Origin of the sequence: Geodermatophilus saharensis, assembly GCF_900188205.1 — a bacterium.
In the GTDB taxonomy this organism is placed as follows: domain Bacteria; phylum Actinomycetota; class Actinomycetes; order Mycobacteriales; family Geodermatophilaceae; genus Geodermatophilus; species Geodermatophilus saharensis.
In genome coordinates, this window is record NZ_FZOH01000003.1 from 22,539 (window position 1) to 37,132 (window position 14,594).

Here is a 14,594-nt window from a genome sequence, read left to right on the forward strand (position 1 = left end):
GCCTCGTGGGCCTCGGCGAGGACGGGCAGGTGCTCCAGCGCGCGACCGACGGTCACCAGCCGGGCGGCAGCCGCAGACGACAGCCGGCAGTGCCCCCGCAGCCACGAGGTCATCGACCGCTGCCCGTCGCGCTCCGGGGCCTGGGACAGCTCGACCGCGCGCACCCGGCGGGCCAGGGCGGCGTCGGTCCGGTTGCGCCCGGCGACGAGCGCGGCGACGTCATCCAGGACGTCGTCACCGGCCTGCCACCCACCCGAACACATGTACGAAGGATATCGGAACGGACGCCGTCCCGTGAGCCGTATCCGCAGGTCAGAGAGCTGTCCACAGATCCGCCAGGCTACTTGCGCGGCGGTCGGTGCGGGTCTCGGCGAGTATCGGGACGGCAACGACCCGAGCGAGAGGACCGACGTGGCACTCCTGGACGACGGCGCGTGGCAGGGCAAGGTCTGGACCGGCGCGTGGACCGACGGGTCCGGCGGCACCTACGACGCGGTGGAGCCGGCCACCGGCGACGTCATCGCCCCGGTCGGGGAGGCGACCCCCGGGGACGTCGCCGCCGCGGCCGAGCGGGCGGCGGAGGCCCAGCGCGCGTGGGCGGCCGCGCCGTTCGAGGAGCGGGCCCGCGTCCTGCGCCGCGCCGGTCAGGTGCTCGAGGACTCCGCCGAGGAGATCAGGGACTGGCTGGCGCGGGAGTCCGGCGCCATCCAGCCGTTCGGCGACTTCCAGGTCCACACCAGCGCCCAGGAGTGCTACGAGGCCTCCGCCCTGCCGGGCCTGCCCTACGGCGAGGTGCTGCGCACCGGCGCCCCGCGGCTGTCGTTCGCCCGCCGCCTGCCGGCCGGCGTCGTCGGGGTCATCGCGCCGTTCAACGTGCCCACCATCCTCGCCATCCGCGCCGTCGCCCCGGCGCTCGCGCTCGGCAACGCCGTCGTCCTCAAGCCCGACCCGCGCACCGCCATCTCCGGCGGCGCGCTGTTCGCCCGGGTCTTCGAGGAGGCGGGGCTGCCGGCCGGCGTGCTACAGGTGCTGCCTGGCGGCGCCGACGTCGGCGAGGCCCTGGTCACCGTGCCGCAGACGCGCGTCATCGCCTTCACCGGCTCCACCAGGGCCGGCCGCGCGGTGGGCGCGCTGGCCGGGCAGCACCTCAAGCGGGCCCACCTCGAGCTCGGCGGCAACTCCGCGCTGATCGTGCTGCCCGACGTCGACGTCACCGCCGCAGCGGGCGTCGGCGCGTGGGGCACCTTCGCCCACCAGGGCCAGATCTGCATGGCTACCAGCCGGCACCTCGTGCACGAGTCGATCGCCGAGGAGTACACCGCCGTCCTCGCCGAGAAGGTCGAGAAGCTGCCGGTCGGCGACCCGTTCCGCGAGGAGGTGGCGCTCGGCCCGCTCATCGACGCCGGCCAGCGCGACCGGGTGCACGGGCTGGTCACCGCCAGCGTCGAGCGGGGCGCCACGGTGCGCACCGGCGGCACCTACGAGGGGCTGTTCTACCGGCCGACGGTGCTCGGCGGGGTCGCCGTCGACCACCCGGCCTACGCCGAGGAGATCTTCGGCCCCGTGGCCCCGGTGACCCCCTTCTCGAGCCTCGACGAGGTCGTGGAGCTGGCCGGCGGCACGGAGTACGGGCTGTCCCTCGGGATCCTGACGCGCGACGTCGCCGCCGGGCTCCAGCTCGCCGAGCGCATCCCGAGCGGCCTGGTGCACGTCAACGACCAGACGGTCAACGACGAGGCGGTCGCCCCCTTCGGCGGCGTCGGCGCCTCCGGCACCGGCTCCCGCCACGGCGGCCCGCAGGCCAACGTCGAGGCGTTCACCGAGACCCAGTGGGTGACCGTGCGCGGGGACCTGCCGGCCTACCCCTTCTGACCGCCCACCCGCCCGTGCACGTCCGCGGAAGTGCCCCGACCCGCCCGTGCACGTCCGCGGACGTGCACGGGCCTCACCGGCGCAGGCGGAGGGTCTGGCCGGGGCGCAGCTGCGCGCAGCGGTCGACGTCGTCGTCGGCGACGTAGCCGGCCACCGGGTAGCCGCCGGTGACCGGCGCGTCGGCGAGGAACAGCACCGGCTGTCCCGACGGCGGCACCTGCAGCGCGCCGCGCAGCAGCCCCTCGCTGGGCAGCTCGGCGGTCACCGCGCGGCCGAGCCGCGGGCCGGCCAGCCGCAGCCCGACCCGGTTGCTCTCCGCGGTGACCGTCCACGCCGCGGTGCCCAGCGCCTCCCGCGCCGCGGGCGTCAGCCAGTCGCCGCGGGGGCCGGGCAGCAGCCGCACGGTCACCTCGCCGCCGGGCGGGTCGGGCACCGGGGCGAGGTCGACCCCCGGCGGCGGGAAGGCGGCCTGCCCGACCGGCAGCCGGTCCCCGGCGCGCAGGGGTGCCGGGCCGAGCCCGGAGAGCACGTCGGTGGACCGCGAGCCGAGCACCGGGTCGACGGCGATCCCGCCGCGGACGGCCAGGTAGGTGCGCAGCCCCGCCGCCGGCGTCCCCAGCCCGAGCGTCGTCCCGGCGCGCAGCGGGCCGGGCGCGGCGTGCACCGGGGACCCGGGGCAGCGCGCGCCTGTGGTGACGACGAGCAGGTCGGCGTCGGCCCGCACCGCCAGCCCGCCGAGGGTGACCTCCAGGACGGCGGCCCCCGGGTCGTTGCCCACCAGCCGGTTGGCCAGCGCGGCCGAGGCCCGGTCGGCCGCGCCCGAGCGGCCCACCCCGATGCCCGCCCGTCCCGGCCGGCCCCGGTCCTGCACCGTGGTCAGCGGCCCCGGCGCCAGGACGGTCAGCACGGCGTGAACCGCACCCGCACGCCCGGGCGCAGCAGCGCGGCGGGGTCGCGGGCCAGGTCGAACACCGCGACGTCGGTGCGCCCCACCAGCTGCCAGCCGCCCGGCGACGCGCGCGGGTAGACGCCGGTGAACCCGCCGGCCAGCGCCACCGACCCGGCCGGCACCCGGGTGCGCGGCGCGGCCCGGCGCGGCAGGTCCCACCCGCCCCCGGCCGGCGTCAGGTAGCCGAAGCCGGGGGCGAAGCCGGAGAACGCGACGGTCCACTCCGTGCCGGTGTGCCGCCGCACCACCTCGCCGGGGTCCACGCCCAGGTGCGCGGCGACGTCGCCGAGGTCCTCGCCGTCGTAGGCCACCGGCAGCTCCACCAGGTCGCCGGCGGCCGCGCGCCCCGGCCGGGGACGGGTCCGCCGCACCGCCGCCTCGACGGCGTCCAGGGTGGTGACCGCCGGGTCGGTGACCACCAGCACCGTGCGCGCGGCCGGGACGAGGTCGACGACGCCGGGCGGGCGGTCCTCCTGCAGCGCCGCGTACAGGCCGAGGACGTCGTCGAGGCCGGGCAGCTCCACCAGCAGCGCGGTGGAGCCGCTGGGCAGCACCCGCATCACGGCGCGAAGGGTGCGAGGTCGACCCCTGCCCCGGTCAGCGCCGCCCGCACCCGGCGCGCGACGTCGACCGCGCCGGGGGTGTCGCCGTGCACGCAGATCGACCGGGGGGCCAGGTGCAGCTCGCCGCCGTCGACGTCGGTGACCGGCTGCCCGGTGGCCATGGCCACGCAGCGGCGGGCGATCTCCCCGGGGTCGGTCAGCACGGCGCCGGGCAGCCGCCGCGACACCAGCGTGCCCTGCGGCGTGTAGGCGCGGTCGGCGAACGCCTCCGCGACGACGGGCAGCCCGGCCTCGCCTGCCAGGCGCAGCCAGGCCGAGCCGGGCAGGCCGAGCACCGGCAGCGTGCGGTCGTACTCCACGACGGCGCGCACCACCGCTGCCGCCTGCTCCTCGTGCCCCACGATCGCGTTGTACAGCGCCCCGTGCGGCTTGACGTAGCGGACCCGGGTGCCGGCCACGCGGGCGAAGGCCTCCAGCGCGCCGACCTGGTAGAGCACGTCCTGGGTGAGCGCGTCGGGCTCGACATCGACGAACCGGCGGCCGAAGCCGGCCAGGTCGCGGTAGCCCACCTGCGCGCCGATCGCGACGCCGGCCGCCGCGGCCCGGTCGCAGACCCGGCGCAGGATCACCGGGTCGCCGGCGTGGAAGCCGCAGGCGACGTTCGCGCTGGTGACCACGCCGAGCAGCGCGTCGTCGTCGCCGAGGGTCCACCGGCCGAAGCCCTCGCCGAGGTCGGAGTTGAGGTCCACGCCCGCGATCCTGCTCGGGGGAGGCGCTCAGCGGCCACGCTGGGCGAGCAGCACGCTCCCGAGGGCCAGGACGACGCCGGCCAGCTGCAGCGGCCCGAGCGACTGCCCGAGCAGGGCCCAGCCGGCGGCCGCGGCGACGACGGGGGAGAGCAGCCCGAGGAAGCTCACCCGGTCGGCGGGCAGCAGGCCGATGCCGCGCAGCCACAGCACGTAGGCCAGCGCGGTGTTCACCACCGCCAGGTACACGAACCCGCCGACCTCGCCGGCGGTGACCGTCGTCGGCAGCCCCTCCACGGCGAGGGCCAGCGGCAGCAGCAGCGCCCCGCCGGCGGCCAGCTGCCAGCCGGTGAAGGCCAGCACCGGGACCGGCCGCCCCCACCGCTTGGTGAGCACCACGCCGGTGCCCATGCAGCCGGTGGCCACCAGCCCGGCGACGACGCCGAGGGGGTCGAGCCTCGCTGCGTCGGTGAGGACGACGAGGGCGACGCCGGTGACGCCCGCCGCGCCGAGGGCGAACGTGCGGCCCCGCAGCGGCAGTCCGAGCAGCGGCAGCGAGAGCAGCGCGACCACCAGGGGCTGCACCGCGCCGAGCACCGCGGCCACCCCGCCGGGCAGCCGGTAGGCGGCCACGAACAGCAGGGCGAAGAACGCGCCGATGTTCAGCGTGCCGAGCACCGCCGCCTTCCACCACCAGGCCCCGCGGGGGAGCACGCGGCCGGCCGCCACGAGCAGCAGGCCGGCGGGCAGCGCCCGCACCGTCGCGGCCAGCAGCGGGCGGTCGGGCGGCAGCCACTCGGTGGTGACGACGTAGGTGGTCCCCCAGGTGACCGGCGCGACGGCGGTCAGCGCGGTGAGCACCCACAGCGGCCGGACCCGCCGCCGGGGCGGGGCCGGGACCGCGGCAACCGGTTCCTGCATCGTGGCGGTCACGACCTGCTCCCCTCGACAGCATGTATCTCGATAGCAAGATACTTGGCAACGAGTATCTGTCAACCGTGAGACGTGGCAGGATCGGGGCGTGACCGACCGGGACGGCGTGGACGCCATCGTCGAGCAGTGGGCGCGCGAGCGGCCCGACCTCGACACCACGGCGATGGCCGTCTTCGGCCGGGTCTACCGCACCGCGCGGCTGGTGGGGGACGCCCAGGAGCGGTGCTACGCGCGCTTCGGCATCACCCGGGCCGACTTCGACGTCCTGGCCACGCTGCGCCGGGCCGGCGGGCCCGACGGCCTCTCGCCCGGCCGCCTCACCGGGGCGCTGATGCTCAGCAGCGGGGGGATGACCGGCCGGCTGGACCGGCTGGAGCGGGCCGGGCACCTGGTGCGCGCGCCGGACCCGGCCGACCGGCGCGCGCTGCTGGTGCGGCTGACCGACTCCGGCCGGGCACTGGTCGACGAGGCCGTCACCGCGGGGCTCGCCGAGCAGCAGCGGCTGCTCGGCGGGATGTCCCCGGCGGCGGTGCGGCGGCTCGACGGCCTGCTCCGCGACCTGCTCGCCTCCGTCGAGGAGCGCGCCGACGGGTGAGCCCGCCGGTCAGTGCGGGAGCGGCTCCGCGCGGGCCCCGCGGCGCACCCGGGAGTGCCGGTACCCGTAGAGGGCGTACACCAGCATCCCGAGCCCGAGCCAGGCGAGGAAGCGCAGCCACGTCTCGATGCTCAGGTTGAGCATCAGGTAGAGGCAGGCCACCGCCGCCACGACCGGCAGGACCGGGGAGAACGGCACCCGGAACGGGCGCGGGAGGTCGGGCCGGGTGCGCCGCAGCACCACCACGGCCAACGAGACGAGCAGGAACGCGAACAGCGTGCCGATGCTCACCAGGTCGGCCAGTGTCCCCAGCGGCACGAACGTGGCCAGCACCAGCACGAGCGCGGCGAACAGCAGCGTGATCCGCGCGGGCACGCCGGTGCGGGGGCTGACCCGGGCGACGGCGGGCGGCAGCAGTCCGTCGCGGCCCATGGCGAAGCCGATCCGGCCGATCGTGATCAGGTCGACCAGGATCACCGACGTCAGGCCGGCCACCGCCGCGATCGCCACCAGCGACGCTGCCCAGCCCAGCCCGACCTGGTCGAAGGCGTCGGCGATCGGCGCCCCCTCGTCGATGCTGCCGTACTCGACCATGCCGACCAGGACGAAGGAGACGCCCACGTAGAGCGCGGTGGCCAGCGCCAGCGTGCCGAGCAGGCCCAGGGGCACGTCCCGGGCCGGGCGCCGGCACTCCTCGGAGAGGTTGGCCACCGCCTCGAAGCCGGTGTAGGCGAAGAACACGACCGCGGCGGCGGTGAGCACCCCGCCGATGCCGAAGGCGACCGGCTCGAGACCGGCGACGACCTCGACGAGCGGGCGGGACAGGCCGCTGCCGCCCTCGGCCGGCTGCGCGGGCGGCACGAACGGCGTGAGGTTCGCGCCGCGCACGAACCAGGCCCCCACCAGGATCACGAACACGCAGACGGCGACCTTGACCACCACCAGCGCGCCGGTGACCCGCGCCGACTCCCGGATGCCGAGCACCGCCACCGCGGTGAGCACCAGGACGATCGCGGCCGCGCCCACGTTGACCGTGGACGTCTCGCCGAACACCGACGGCGGCAGGTCGAGCAGGTTGCCCACGTACCCCGACCAGCCGCGCGCGACGACGGCCGCCCCGAGGGCGAACTCGAGGAACAGGTCCCAGCCGATCACCCAGGCCACCACCTCGCCGGCGGTCGCGTAGGCGTAGGTGTAGGCGCTGCCCGCCGTCGGGACCGAGGAGGCGAGCTCGGCGTAGCAGAGGGCGGCCAGCAGGGCGACCAGCCCGGCGACGGCGAAGGAGACCACCACCGCCGGGCCGGCGTCGTTCTTCGCGGTCACGCCGGTCAGGGTGAAGATCCCCGTCCCGATGACGATCCCGATCCCGAACCCGACCAGGTGCCGGGCCGACAGCCGCTTGCGCAGCCGGCCGGTGCCGTGCCCTCCCTCGTGCGTCTCGCCCTCGCCGACGCCGTCGCCCACGTCGGCGCGGACGGCCTCGACCGACTTCGTCCGGAACAGGTCCACCGAGGGGACGCTAGGTCGCCTCCCGGCGGCCCGCGCGTTCAGACCTCGTCGACGGGGAAGCTCCGCGACGGGGACACGAACTCGTCCTGGGCCGCGACCAGCAGGATCTCCCGCGACCCGGCCTCCTCGGTGCGGCGCAGCAGGCCCCACACGCTGGCGGCGGCCCGGCCCAGCGCCTCGCCGGCCGAGCGGGTGTCGAGCCAGTGCGCGAGGAACAGCGCGGCGATCGCGTCACCGGCGCCGTTGACCGACACAGACAGCCGCGGCGTGCGCACGCGGAAGTGCCGGCCGCCCTCGGAGGCGAGCAGGTCCACGGCGTCCTCGGGGGTGTCCTCGGCGTCCAGCGAGGTGGTCAGCACCACCCGCGGGCCCAGGTCCTGCACGGCGGCGACGGCCTCCTTCACGGAGGCCAGCGACCGCGTGGTCATCTGCGAGAGCAGGTCGAGCTCGTAGTGGTTGGGGGTCACCAGGTCGGCGGCGGGGACGGCGACCTCGCGCATGAGCTCCTCGATGCCCGGCCGGACGAACACGCCCCGGCCGACGTCGCCGATCACCGGGTCGCAGCAGTAGACGGCGTCGGGGTTGGCCGCCCGCACCCGGCTGACGGTGCCGACGACGGCGTGGCCGATGTCGGCCGAGCCCAGGTACCCCGACAGGACGGCGTCGGCGGTGCCGAGCACGCCGCGGTCGGCGATGCCGTCGACGACCTCCTCGACCGCCTGGCCGTCGAAGACCCGTCCGGTCCAGGCCCCGTAGCCGGTGTGGTTGGAGAACTGGACGGTGTGCACCGGCCAGACCTCGACGCCGAGGCGCTGCAGCGGGAACACGGCCGAGGAGTTGCCCACGTGCCCGTAGGCGACGTGCGACTGGATCGAGAGGACGTTGACCACGAGGGGGAACGGTGCCATGCCGGCCGGCGCGGTGGCGCCCGGGGACTCACGCCGCGGCAGCGGGCGGCGGGCCGGCGCGGTCGAGCCAGCCGACGACGAGGGCGTGCGGCAGCGTGAGGGCCGCCAGCAGCGGCAGGTCGGTGGCCAGGAACCCGTGCCACCCTCCCGCGGCCGACCACAGGGCGGCCAGGACGGCGAGGGCGGCGAGGGTCGGCAGTGAGGAGGCGGCGGCGAACCGGCGCAGCGGCCGGCCCAGCCGCCCGGCCGCCAGGTCACCGGCGCCGGCCGGGTCGTCGGCGAGCACGCGCGCGAGGTGCCGGACGGAGTGCCAGCAGCCGAACCACACGCCGAAGGCGGCGAACGGCGGGGCCACTCCCACCAGGACCAGCAGGACGGCGACCTCGGCGGCCTCGAGCCACCGGCCGGCCAGCAGTCGCTCCACGGCGAGCGCGCCGCCGGCCGGGAGGACGACGGCGAGCACCACGGCCACGACCGCCGGCGGGACGGCGCCCCCGCTCCCCGGCACGACGGCGGCCAGCACCGGCGCCGCCTCGCCGGCGCCGCGGGCCAGGGGGACCAGCAGCACCAGACCGCCGAGCACCAGCGACGCCACCGCCTGCCGCCGCACCGGCCGGCCGGCGCGCAGGTCGGCGAAGGCGGTCTCGCCGGTGCCGAAGTGCCAGACGGACAGGGCGACGAACGCGAGCAGCGCGGGAGCGGGCGCGGCGCGGAAGAGCAGCCAGGCGAGCGTGGCGACGGCGGCGTAGCCGAGGGCGAACAGCGCCGTCCGGGGCGGCCGCCAGCCCAGCCGGTGGGCCGGGACGAGGTGGTCGGCGGCGCCGTGGGGGAGACCGAGCAGCAGTCCGGCGACCAGGGGCACCCACGCGAGGTCCCCCCAGCCCACCGCCACCTCGACGGCGACGACGGCGAGCGCCGCGCCGAGCGAGACGGCCGTGGCCGCCCGGGCCGGCGCGGCGAACGGCGTCGCCGCCGCCGGCCGGACCGGGGACGGCAGCACGGCCTCAGCGCCGGTCGGTCGCCGTGCGCGTGGCCCCGCCGCGGCCGTCCCGACCGTCGGGACCGTGCCGGTCGTGCTCGTGCCGGTCGTGCTCGTGCCGGTCGTGCTCGTGCCGGTCGCGCTCGACCCAGGTCCGCCCGTCACCGTGCCCGCCCCGCAGGTCGGCGGCCGCCGAGAGGGAGACGCGGCCGAGTTCGGGCAGCACGCCGTCGCTCTCGTGCACGTTGCTGATCCACACCGGCTCCGGGTGGGTGTCCTCGCCGGCGCGCACGTCCTCGGCGGTGCGCAGCAGCGCCACCTTGTGGACCAGCAGGCCGAAGCCGACCTTGGCGACGACGTCGGCGGCGGAGTAGGCGACCTGCGTGGTGGCCCACCAGGCCGGGGTGACGTCGGCGAACACCGGGATCGCGTACACGAGCGGGTACACGCCGAAGCTCGCCAGCAGCACGATCGTCGCGTTGCGCAGGCTCACCGCGGCCGGCCGGCTCATGTGCGGCAACGACGCGCGCACCGCCCCGGCGAGCGCGACGTACAGGTAGGCGAAGAAGGCCGTGCTGATGAGGCCCCACACGACGAGCGCGGTGCGGTCGCGCCCGTCGGCGACGAGCTGGGCGCCGACGTAGCCGGTGAGGATCATCAGGAACGCCGCGGTCGTCGTCGTGAGGCGCAGGTGCCGGGCCCGCGCCCCGGTCAGCGAGCAGACCGCGAGCAGCTCGACGGTGAGCAGCGGCACGGTGACCGCCCAGTCGGGATAGCGCGTGGACCCGGTGAAGCGGGCCTCGGCGTTCGGCACGTACACGCCGTCGGTGAGCGTGAAGCCGGAGTCCCACTTCAGGAACAGGACCAGGTAGCTGATCGTCGCGATCGCCGCCAGGCACAGCCCGGCGTGCATGGCCGGCCGGTAGCGGCGGCCGACCTCCTGCCGGCTCGCCCAGGTGTAGAGGAAGTAGGCGAACAGCGAGAAGCCCCCCGCCATGAGCGCGAAGTGCACCAGGTCGTACAGACCCAGGGACATCGTCTGCAGCTCGGGGGGCGGGGTGTCGACCACGTCCACGGGACCTCCGGGGGCAGGGAGAGGGGCAGCGGGCCTCCGCTCGACCCCGCTCGGCCCTACCCGATCCGGCCTCGCACAATCGTTTGCCGTCTGGCAAGCACCGCGCCACACTCGGCGCCGGACGTCTCCCGGCGTCCGCCACCGGTGCGGGGAGGGGCCCGTGGACCGCGACACCGACGAGCGGGTGCTGCTGGCTGCCGTCCGCACGGCGATGGGCGTCTCGGTGCGCGCCGCCGACCTCGTCGGCACGTCGCCGGTGCAGCTGCGCGCCCTGACGGTCCTGAGCGAGCGGCCCGGCCTGAGCGTCGGGCAGCTCGCGGAGGGCATGCGGGTCGCCGTCTCGACGGCGAGCCGGCTGGCCGACCGGCTCGCCGTGGCCGGGCTGGCCGACCGCCGGCCCTCGGCGGCGGACGGTCGCAGCGTCACCCTCCGGCTCACCGCCGACGGCGAGCAGCTCCTCGACCGGTACGACGACCTGCGGCTGGCCGACCTCACGGCCTGCCTGGACCGGCTGCCGCCGGACCGGCGGCACCGGGTGCTCGCCGGGCTGCGGGCACTGACCTCCCCGGCGGAGCCCCCCGCGGGTACCGGCCGGGTCGGCGCACGACGACGGGAGGACCAGCCGTGACGCGCATCGACCGGATCGCCGATCCGTGGGGGACGCGCACGCCGTACGGGCCGGGGGAGACCTGGCCGGTGCGGGTCGACCGGTACCTCGCCGACGGCCTGACCGACGGCGACGTCGACCGCTGGGTGCCCTCGGCGTCGATCCTGCACAGCAACGGCGACGGGCTGGACATCGCGGTCAAGGACGGCCGCATCGTCGGCGTCCGCGGCCGCGCGGAGGACCGGGTCAACCACGGCCGGCTCGACCCCAAGGACCTCTACGGCTGGCAGGCCAACCACTCCCCTGACCGGCTCACCCGGCCGCTCGTCCGGCGCGACGGCGAGCTGGTGGAGACCGACTGGGACACCGCGATGGACGCCGTCGCCGGCCGCTGCCGGGAGCTGCTCGACGAGCAGGGCCCCAGCGCGGTCGGCTTCTACACCTCCGGCCAGCTCTTCCTCGAGGAGTACTACACGCTCGGGCTGATCGCCCACGGCGGCATCGGCACCAACCACGTCGACGGCAACACCCGGCTGTGCACCGCCACCGCCGCGGCCGCGCTGAAGGAGACCTTCGGCTGCGACGGCCAGCCGGGCAGCTACACCGACGTCGACTCCGCCGACGTCATCGCGCTGTTCGGGCACAACGTCGCCGAGACGCAGACGGTGCTGTGGATGCGGATCCTCGACCGGCTGACCGGGCCGAACCCGCCGGCCGTCGTCTGCGTCGACCCGCGCGAGACGCCGGTGGCCCGGGCCGCGACGGTGCACCTGGCCCCGCGGCCGGGCACCAACGTGGTGCTGATGAACGCGCTGCTGCACGAGGTCGTCGGCAACGGCTGGATCGACCGGGAGTACGTCGAGGCCCACACCGTCGGCTTCGAGGAGCTCGAGAAGCGGCTGCGGGACTACCCGCCCGAGGTGGCCGAGCAGGTGTGCGACGTCCCGGCCGCGCAGGTCCGCGAGGCCGCCCGGGTCCTGGGCACCGCGCAGCGGCTGCTGTCGACCGTGCTGCAGGGCTTCTACCAGTCCCACCAGGCCACCGCCGCCGCCGTCCAGGTCAACAACCTCAACGTCGTCCGCGGCATGCTCGGCAAGCCCGGCTGCGGGATCCTGCAGATGAACGGCCAGCCCACCGCCGAGAACACCCGCGAGGCCGGCGCCGACGGCGACCTCGCCGGCTTCCGCAACTGGTCCGACGACGCGCAGGTCGCCGACCTGGCCCGGGTGTGGAACCTCGACCCGATGGACATCCCGCACTACTCGCCGCCCACGCACGCGATGCAGATGTTCCGGCACGCCGAGGAGGGGTCGCTGCGCTGGCTGTACGTCACCGCCACCAACCCCGCGGTGTCACTGCCCGAGGCGGGCCGCATCCGGTCGATCCTCGCGCAGGAGCGGCTCTTCCTCGTCGTCCAGGACCTCTTCCTGACCGAGACCGCGCAGCTGGCCGACGTCGTGCTGCCCGCCGCCACGTGGGGGGAGAAGACCGGCACCTTCACCAACGTCGACCGCACGGTGCACCTGTCGGAGAAGGCGGTCGACCCGCCCGGCGAGGCCCGCGCCGACCTCGACATCCTCGTCGACCTCGCCCGCCGGCTCGACCTCCGGGACAAGGACGGCGCCCCGCTGGTGAAGTGGAGCGACCCCGAGGGCGCCTTCGAGGGCTGGAAGGAGTGCTCGCGCGGCCGGCCCTGCGACTACAGCGGGCTGTCCTACGCCCGGCTGCGCGAGCACAACGGCATCCAGTGGCCGGTCACCGACGACGCGCCCGACGGCACCGAGCGGCTCTACGTCGACGGCCGGTTCCACGCCGCCCCCGACTACTGCGAGAGCTACGGCCGCGACCTGGTCACCGGTGCCCCGCTCGACGACGTCGAGTACAAGGCGCTCAACCCCGACGGGAAGGCGGTGCTCAAGGCCGCCGAGTACCTGCCGCCGCACGAGCTGCCCACCCAGGAGTACCCGTTCCAGCTGATCACCGGCCGGACGCTCTACCAGTTCCACACCCGCACCAAGACCGCCCGGGCGCCACAGCTGCAGGCGGCCGCGCCCGACGTGTGGGTGGAGATGTCGGTCTCCGACGCCGCCGACCGCGGCCTCGGCGAGGGCGACCTGCTGGAGGTGTGCACCGCGCGCGGCCGGGTCGAGGCGCGGCTGCGGGTCAGCGGCATCCGGCCCGGGGTGCTGTTCCTGCCCTTCCACTACGGCTGGTGGGACTCCCCGGACGGGCAGCGGGCGGCCAACGAGCTCACCCCGACCGACTGGGACCCGGTGTCCAAGCAGCCGATCTTCAAGACGGCGGCCGCGGCGGTGACCCTGCTGGCGGCCTCCGGCGGCACGCCGTCCCCCGCGCCGACGACGACCGGTTCCCGCCCCGTGGCCGCGGACGTGCCGCCCACCCGCGGCGGCGAGGCGGCGCTGGCCGAGGAGACCGTCGGGGGTGCGCGGTGAAGCTGGGACTGGCCATCGAGGAGCTGCACCGGTCGGAGTCGCACCTGGCGCGCAGCCTGCTGGCGGTGTCCGACCGGCACGCGGCGGACCACGAGATCTTCCACGTCGCTCGGGACCTCGCCGGCTGGTCGCGGCGCCACGTCGCCGAGCTGGCGCGCACCGGCCGCGACTTCGGCGTCGAGCTGGACCCGGAGCCGCCGGAGGACCCCGGCGTCCTGGAGCGCGTCCGGCAGGCGACGTCGGACCGGCTCGGCCGGCGGCCCGAGCCCGGGCTGCTGCTGCTCGCCGACCTGCGCCACGTGCACCGGCAGGCGGCCGGCGTCTCGCTGGACTGGGAGCTGCTGGCCCAGGCCGCCCAGGGGGCGCGCAAGCGGGAGCTGCTGGAGCTGGCGCAGCGCTGCCACCCGGACACGCTGCGGCAGATGCGGTGGGCCAACGCCCAGCTCAAGGAGTCCGCGACCCAGGTCCTCACGAGCTGACCGTCCTCACCAGCTGACGGCGGGGTCCCCGGGCAGCCGGTGGCCGTGGTCGTCGGCGTAGGCGGCCACCCGCGCCCGCACGTCCCCGCCGCGGTGGAGGAACTGCCGGTCGAGCACGCCGGTGAGGTCCTCGAGCGCGACGCCGAGGAACGTGGCGGCCGTGCGGACCTGCGCGTCGGGGGAGCGGCCGCCGGCCCCGGCGAGCTCGAGGGCGACGGGCAGCTGCAGCGGCAGCGCCGTCTCCGGGTCGACGTCGCGGAAGTAGTGGGTCTCGGCGTGCTGGGTGAGGTCGACGCGCACCTGGACCAGGTCGACGGCGATCTCCCGGAGCAGACCCGCGCCGACGGCCGCCGCCGGGAGGGCGGCCCGCCGCAGCAGGGCCAGCCGCAGCGCCAGCGCGCGGCGGCGGCTCAGCGCCGGGTAGACCTGCAGCACCCAGGTGACCGCCGCGGTGAGGAGCACGAAGCCGACGACCGCCTCCACCGGCACGGCCAGCCGCAGCCACGGGCTCTCCGGGACGATGTCGCCGAAGCCGAGCGTGGCGAGGGTGACCAGGGACAGGTAGACGGCGTCGAGGGCGCCGCTGCGGCCGGGCGCCAGCCCGCTGCCGTAGACGAAGGCGTCGGGCAGGTGCGGCCAGTAGACGAGGGTGAAGCCGAGCACCAGCAGCAGGACCCAGGACAGCGCGACGACGACCATCGCCAGCGGCCCGCCGAGGAAGCCGGTGCCCGAGCGGCGGCGGGACTCCCGGCCGGCCCGCCACAGCACCGTCATCAGCCGCCGGCTGAGCCCGCGCCGCCCGCTCGGGTGCCACAGCGTGTGCACGACGTCGCGCAGCACCAGCAGCACGAGCACCGCGCCCAGCACCGTCGATCCCCAGCCGGCCGCCGTCGCCACGCCGCGAGCGTGCCAGCCGCCGGCCCCGC

Annotated in this window: 14 protein-coding genes and 1 pseudogene; 5 read left to right on the forward strand and 10 right to left on the reverse strand. The window is 76.3% G+C overall.

The features are described from left to right. Positions 1 to 263 (reverse strand): annotated as a pseudogene (locus tag CHC04_RS24030) (endonuclease); the annotation flags it as partial. Between the two features lie 148 nt (positions 264 to 411). Between CHC04_RS24030 and CHC04_RS08165 the strand changes: the two are divergent. Then, positions 412 to 1,872 carry a benzaldehyde dehydrogenase gene (locus CHC04_RS08165; protein ID WP_089403449.1) on the forward strand — a complete coding sequence of 487 codons (1,461 nt, stop codon included), beginning with the start codon at positions 412 to 414 and terminating at the stop codon, positions 1,870 to 1,872. Positions 1,873 to 1,945: 73 nt separating this feature from the next. Here CHC04_RS08165 and CHC04_RS08170 read toward each other — a convergent pair whose 3' ends face one another. Genes CHC04_RS08170 through CHC04_RS08185 form a run of 4 tightly spaced genes read right to left on the reverse strand, consistent with a single transcriptional unit; the run spans position 1,946 to position 5,063 of the window. Continuing rightward, a complete protein-coding gene (locus CHC04_RS08170) occupies positions 1,946 to 2,779 on the reverse strand; it encodes a 5-oxoprolinase subunit C family protein (RefSeq protein ID WP_089403450.1) in 834 nt (277 codons plus the stop codon). Continuing rightward, positions 2,773 to 3,381 (reverse strand): 5-oxoprolinase subunit B family protein, encoded by a 609-nt coding sequence (locus tag CHC04_RS08175; protein WP_089403966.1) that lies wholly within the window; start codon positions 3,379 to 3,381, stop codon positions 2,773 to 2,775. Before CHC04_RS08175 ends, CHC04_RS08170 begins: the two co-directional genes overlap by 7 nt. After that, the gene (locus CHC04_RS08180; RefSeq protein WP_217897254.1) at positions 3,381 to 4,133 is read right to left on the reverse strand and encodes a LamB/YcsF family protein; all 753 of its coding nucleotides are present in this window, start codon (positions 4,131 to 4,133) and stop codon (positions 3,381 to 3,383) included. Before CHC04_RS08180 ends, CHC04_RS08175 begins: the two co-directional genes overlap by 1 nt. 27 nt (positions 4,134 to 4,160) lie before the next feature. Beyond that, positions 4,161 to 5,063: an EamA family transporter gene (locus CHC04_RS08185; RefSeq protein WP_245817065.1), complete on the reverse strand. Its 903-nt coding sequence runs from the start codon at positions 5,061 to 5,063 to the stop codon at positions 4,161 to 4,163. Positions 5,064 to 5,151: 88 nt separating this feature from the next. On the opposite strand from CHC04_RS08185, the gene CHC04_RS08190 reads away from it, so the two are divergent. After that, a complete protein-coding gene (locus CHC04_RS08190) occupies positions 5,152 to 5,658 on the forward strand; it encodes a MarR family winged helix-turn-helix transcriptional regulator (protein WP_217897255.1) in 507 nt (168 codons plus the stop codon). 9 nt (positions 5,659 to 5,667) lie between these two features. On the opposite strand, the gene CHC04_RS08195 is transcribed toward CHC04_RS08190, so the two are convergent. From CHC04_RS08195 to CHC04_RS08210, 4 genes are read right to left on the reverse strand one after another with little or no spacing between them, the layout of a single operon-like run. Continuing rightward, on the reverse strand, positions 5,668 to 7,167 hold the full coding sequence (locus CHC04_RS08195) for an APC family permease (RefSeq protein WP_089403452.1): 1,500 nt from the start codon (positions 7,165 to 7,167) through the stop codon (positions 5,668 to 5,670). Between the two features lie 38 nt (positions 7,168 to 7,205). Further along, positions 7,206 to 8,075, reverse strand: a complete 870-nt coding sequence (gene pdxY / locus CHC04_RS08200) for a pyridoxal kinase PdxY (protein ID WP_089403453.1) — start codon at positions 8,073 to 8,075, stop codon at positions 7,206 to 7,208. Positions 8,076 to 8,103: 28 nt separating this feature from the next. After that, the gene (locus CHC04_RS08205) at positions 8,104 to 9,075 is read right to left on the reverse strand and encodes a beta-carotene 15,15'-dioxygenase, Brp/Blh family (protein ID WP_176449895.1); all 972 of its coding nucleotides are present in this window, start codon (positions 9,073 to 9,075) and stop codon (positions 8,104 to 8,106) included. 4 nt (positions 9,076 to 9,079) lie between these two features. Then, the gene (locus CHC04_RS08210) at positions 9,080 to 10,129 is read right to left on the reverse strand and encodes a bacteriorhodopsin (RefSeq protein ID WP_245817066.1); all 1,050 of its coding nucleotides are present in this window, start codon (positions 10,127 to 10,129) and stop codon (positions 9,080 to 9,082) included. Between the two features lie 160 nt (positions 10,130 to 10,289). On the opposite strand from CHC04_RS08210, the gene CHC04_RS08215 reads away from it, so the two are divergent. Genes CHC04_RS08215 through CHC04_RS08225 form a run of 3 tightly spaced genes read left to right on the forward strand, consistent with a single transcriptional unit; the run spans position 10,290 to position 13,668 of the window. Next, positions 10,290 to 10,757, forward strand: a complete 468-nt coding sequence (locus CHC04_RS08215) for a MarR family winged helix-turn-helix transcriptional regulator (RefSeq protein WP_176449896.1) — start codon at positions 10,290 to 10,292, stop codon at positions 10,755 to 10,757. After that, positions 10,754 to 13,189, forward strand: coding sequence for a molybdopterin oxidoreductase family protein (locus tag CHC04_RS08220; protein ID WP_089403457.1), 2,436 nt, complete (start codon positions 10,754 to 10,756; stop codon positions 13,187 to 13,189). The genes CHC04_RS08215 and CHC04_RS08220 overlap by 4 nt, the downstream gene beginning before the upstream one ends. Next, a complete protein-coding gene (locus tag CHC04_RS08225) occupies positions 13,186 to 13,668 on the forward strand; it encodes a hypothetical protein (protein ID WP_089403458.1) in 483 nt (160 codons plus the stop codon). Before CHC04_RS08220 ends, CHC04_RS08225 begins: the two co-directional genes overlap by 4 nt. Positions 13,669 to 13,674: 6 nt before the next feature. Here the strand turns inward: CHC04_RS08225 and CHC04_RS08230 are convergent, their stop codons facing one another. Further along, positions 13,675 to 14,565, reverse strand: a complete 891-nt coding sequence (locus CHC04_RS08230) for a potassium channel family protein (RefSeq protein ID WP_089403459.1) — start codon at positions 14,563 to 14,565, stop codon at positions 13,675 to 13,677. Between the last annotated feature and the right edge of the window lie 29 nt (positions 14,566 to 14,594).

What these genes read in the sequence shown, in the direction of transcription:
- pdxY (WP_089403453.1), bottom strand. Translation starts at nt 8,075, where the DNA reads ATGGCACCGTTCCCCCTCGTGGTCAACGTCCTCTCGATCCAGTCGCAC.
- CHC04_RS08175 (WP_089403966.1), bottom strand. Translation starts at nt 3,381, where the DNA reads ATGCGGGTGCTGCCCAGCGGCTCCACCGCGCTGCTGGTGGAGCTGCCC.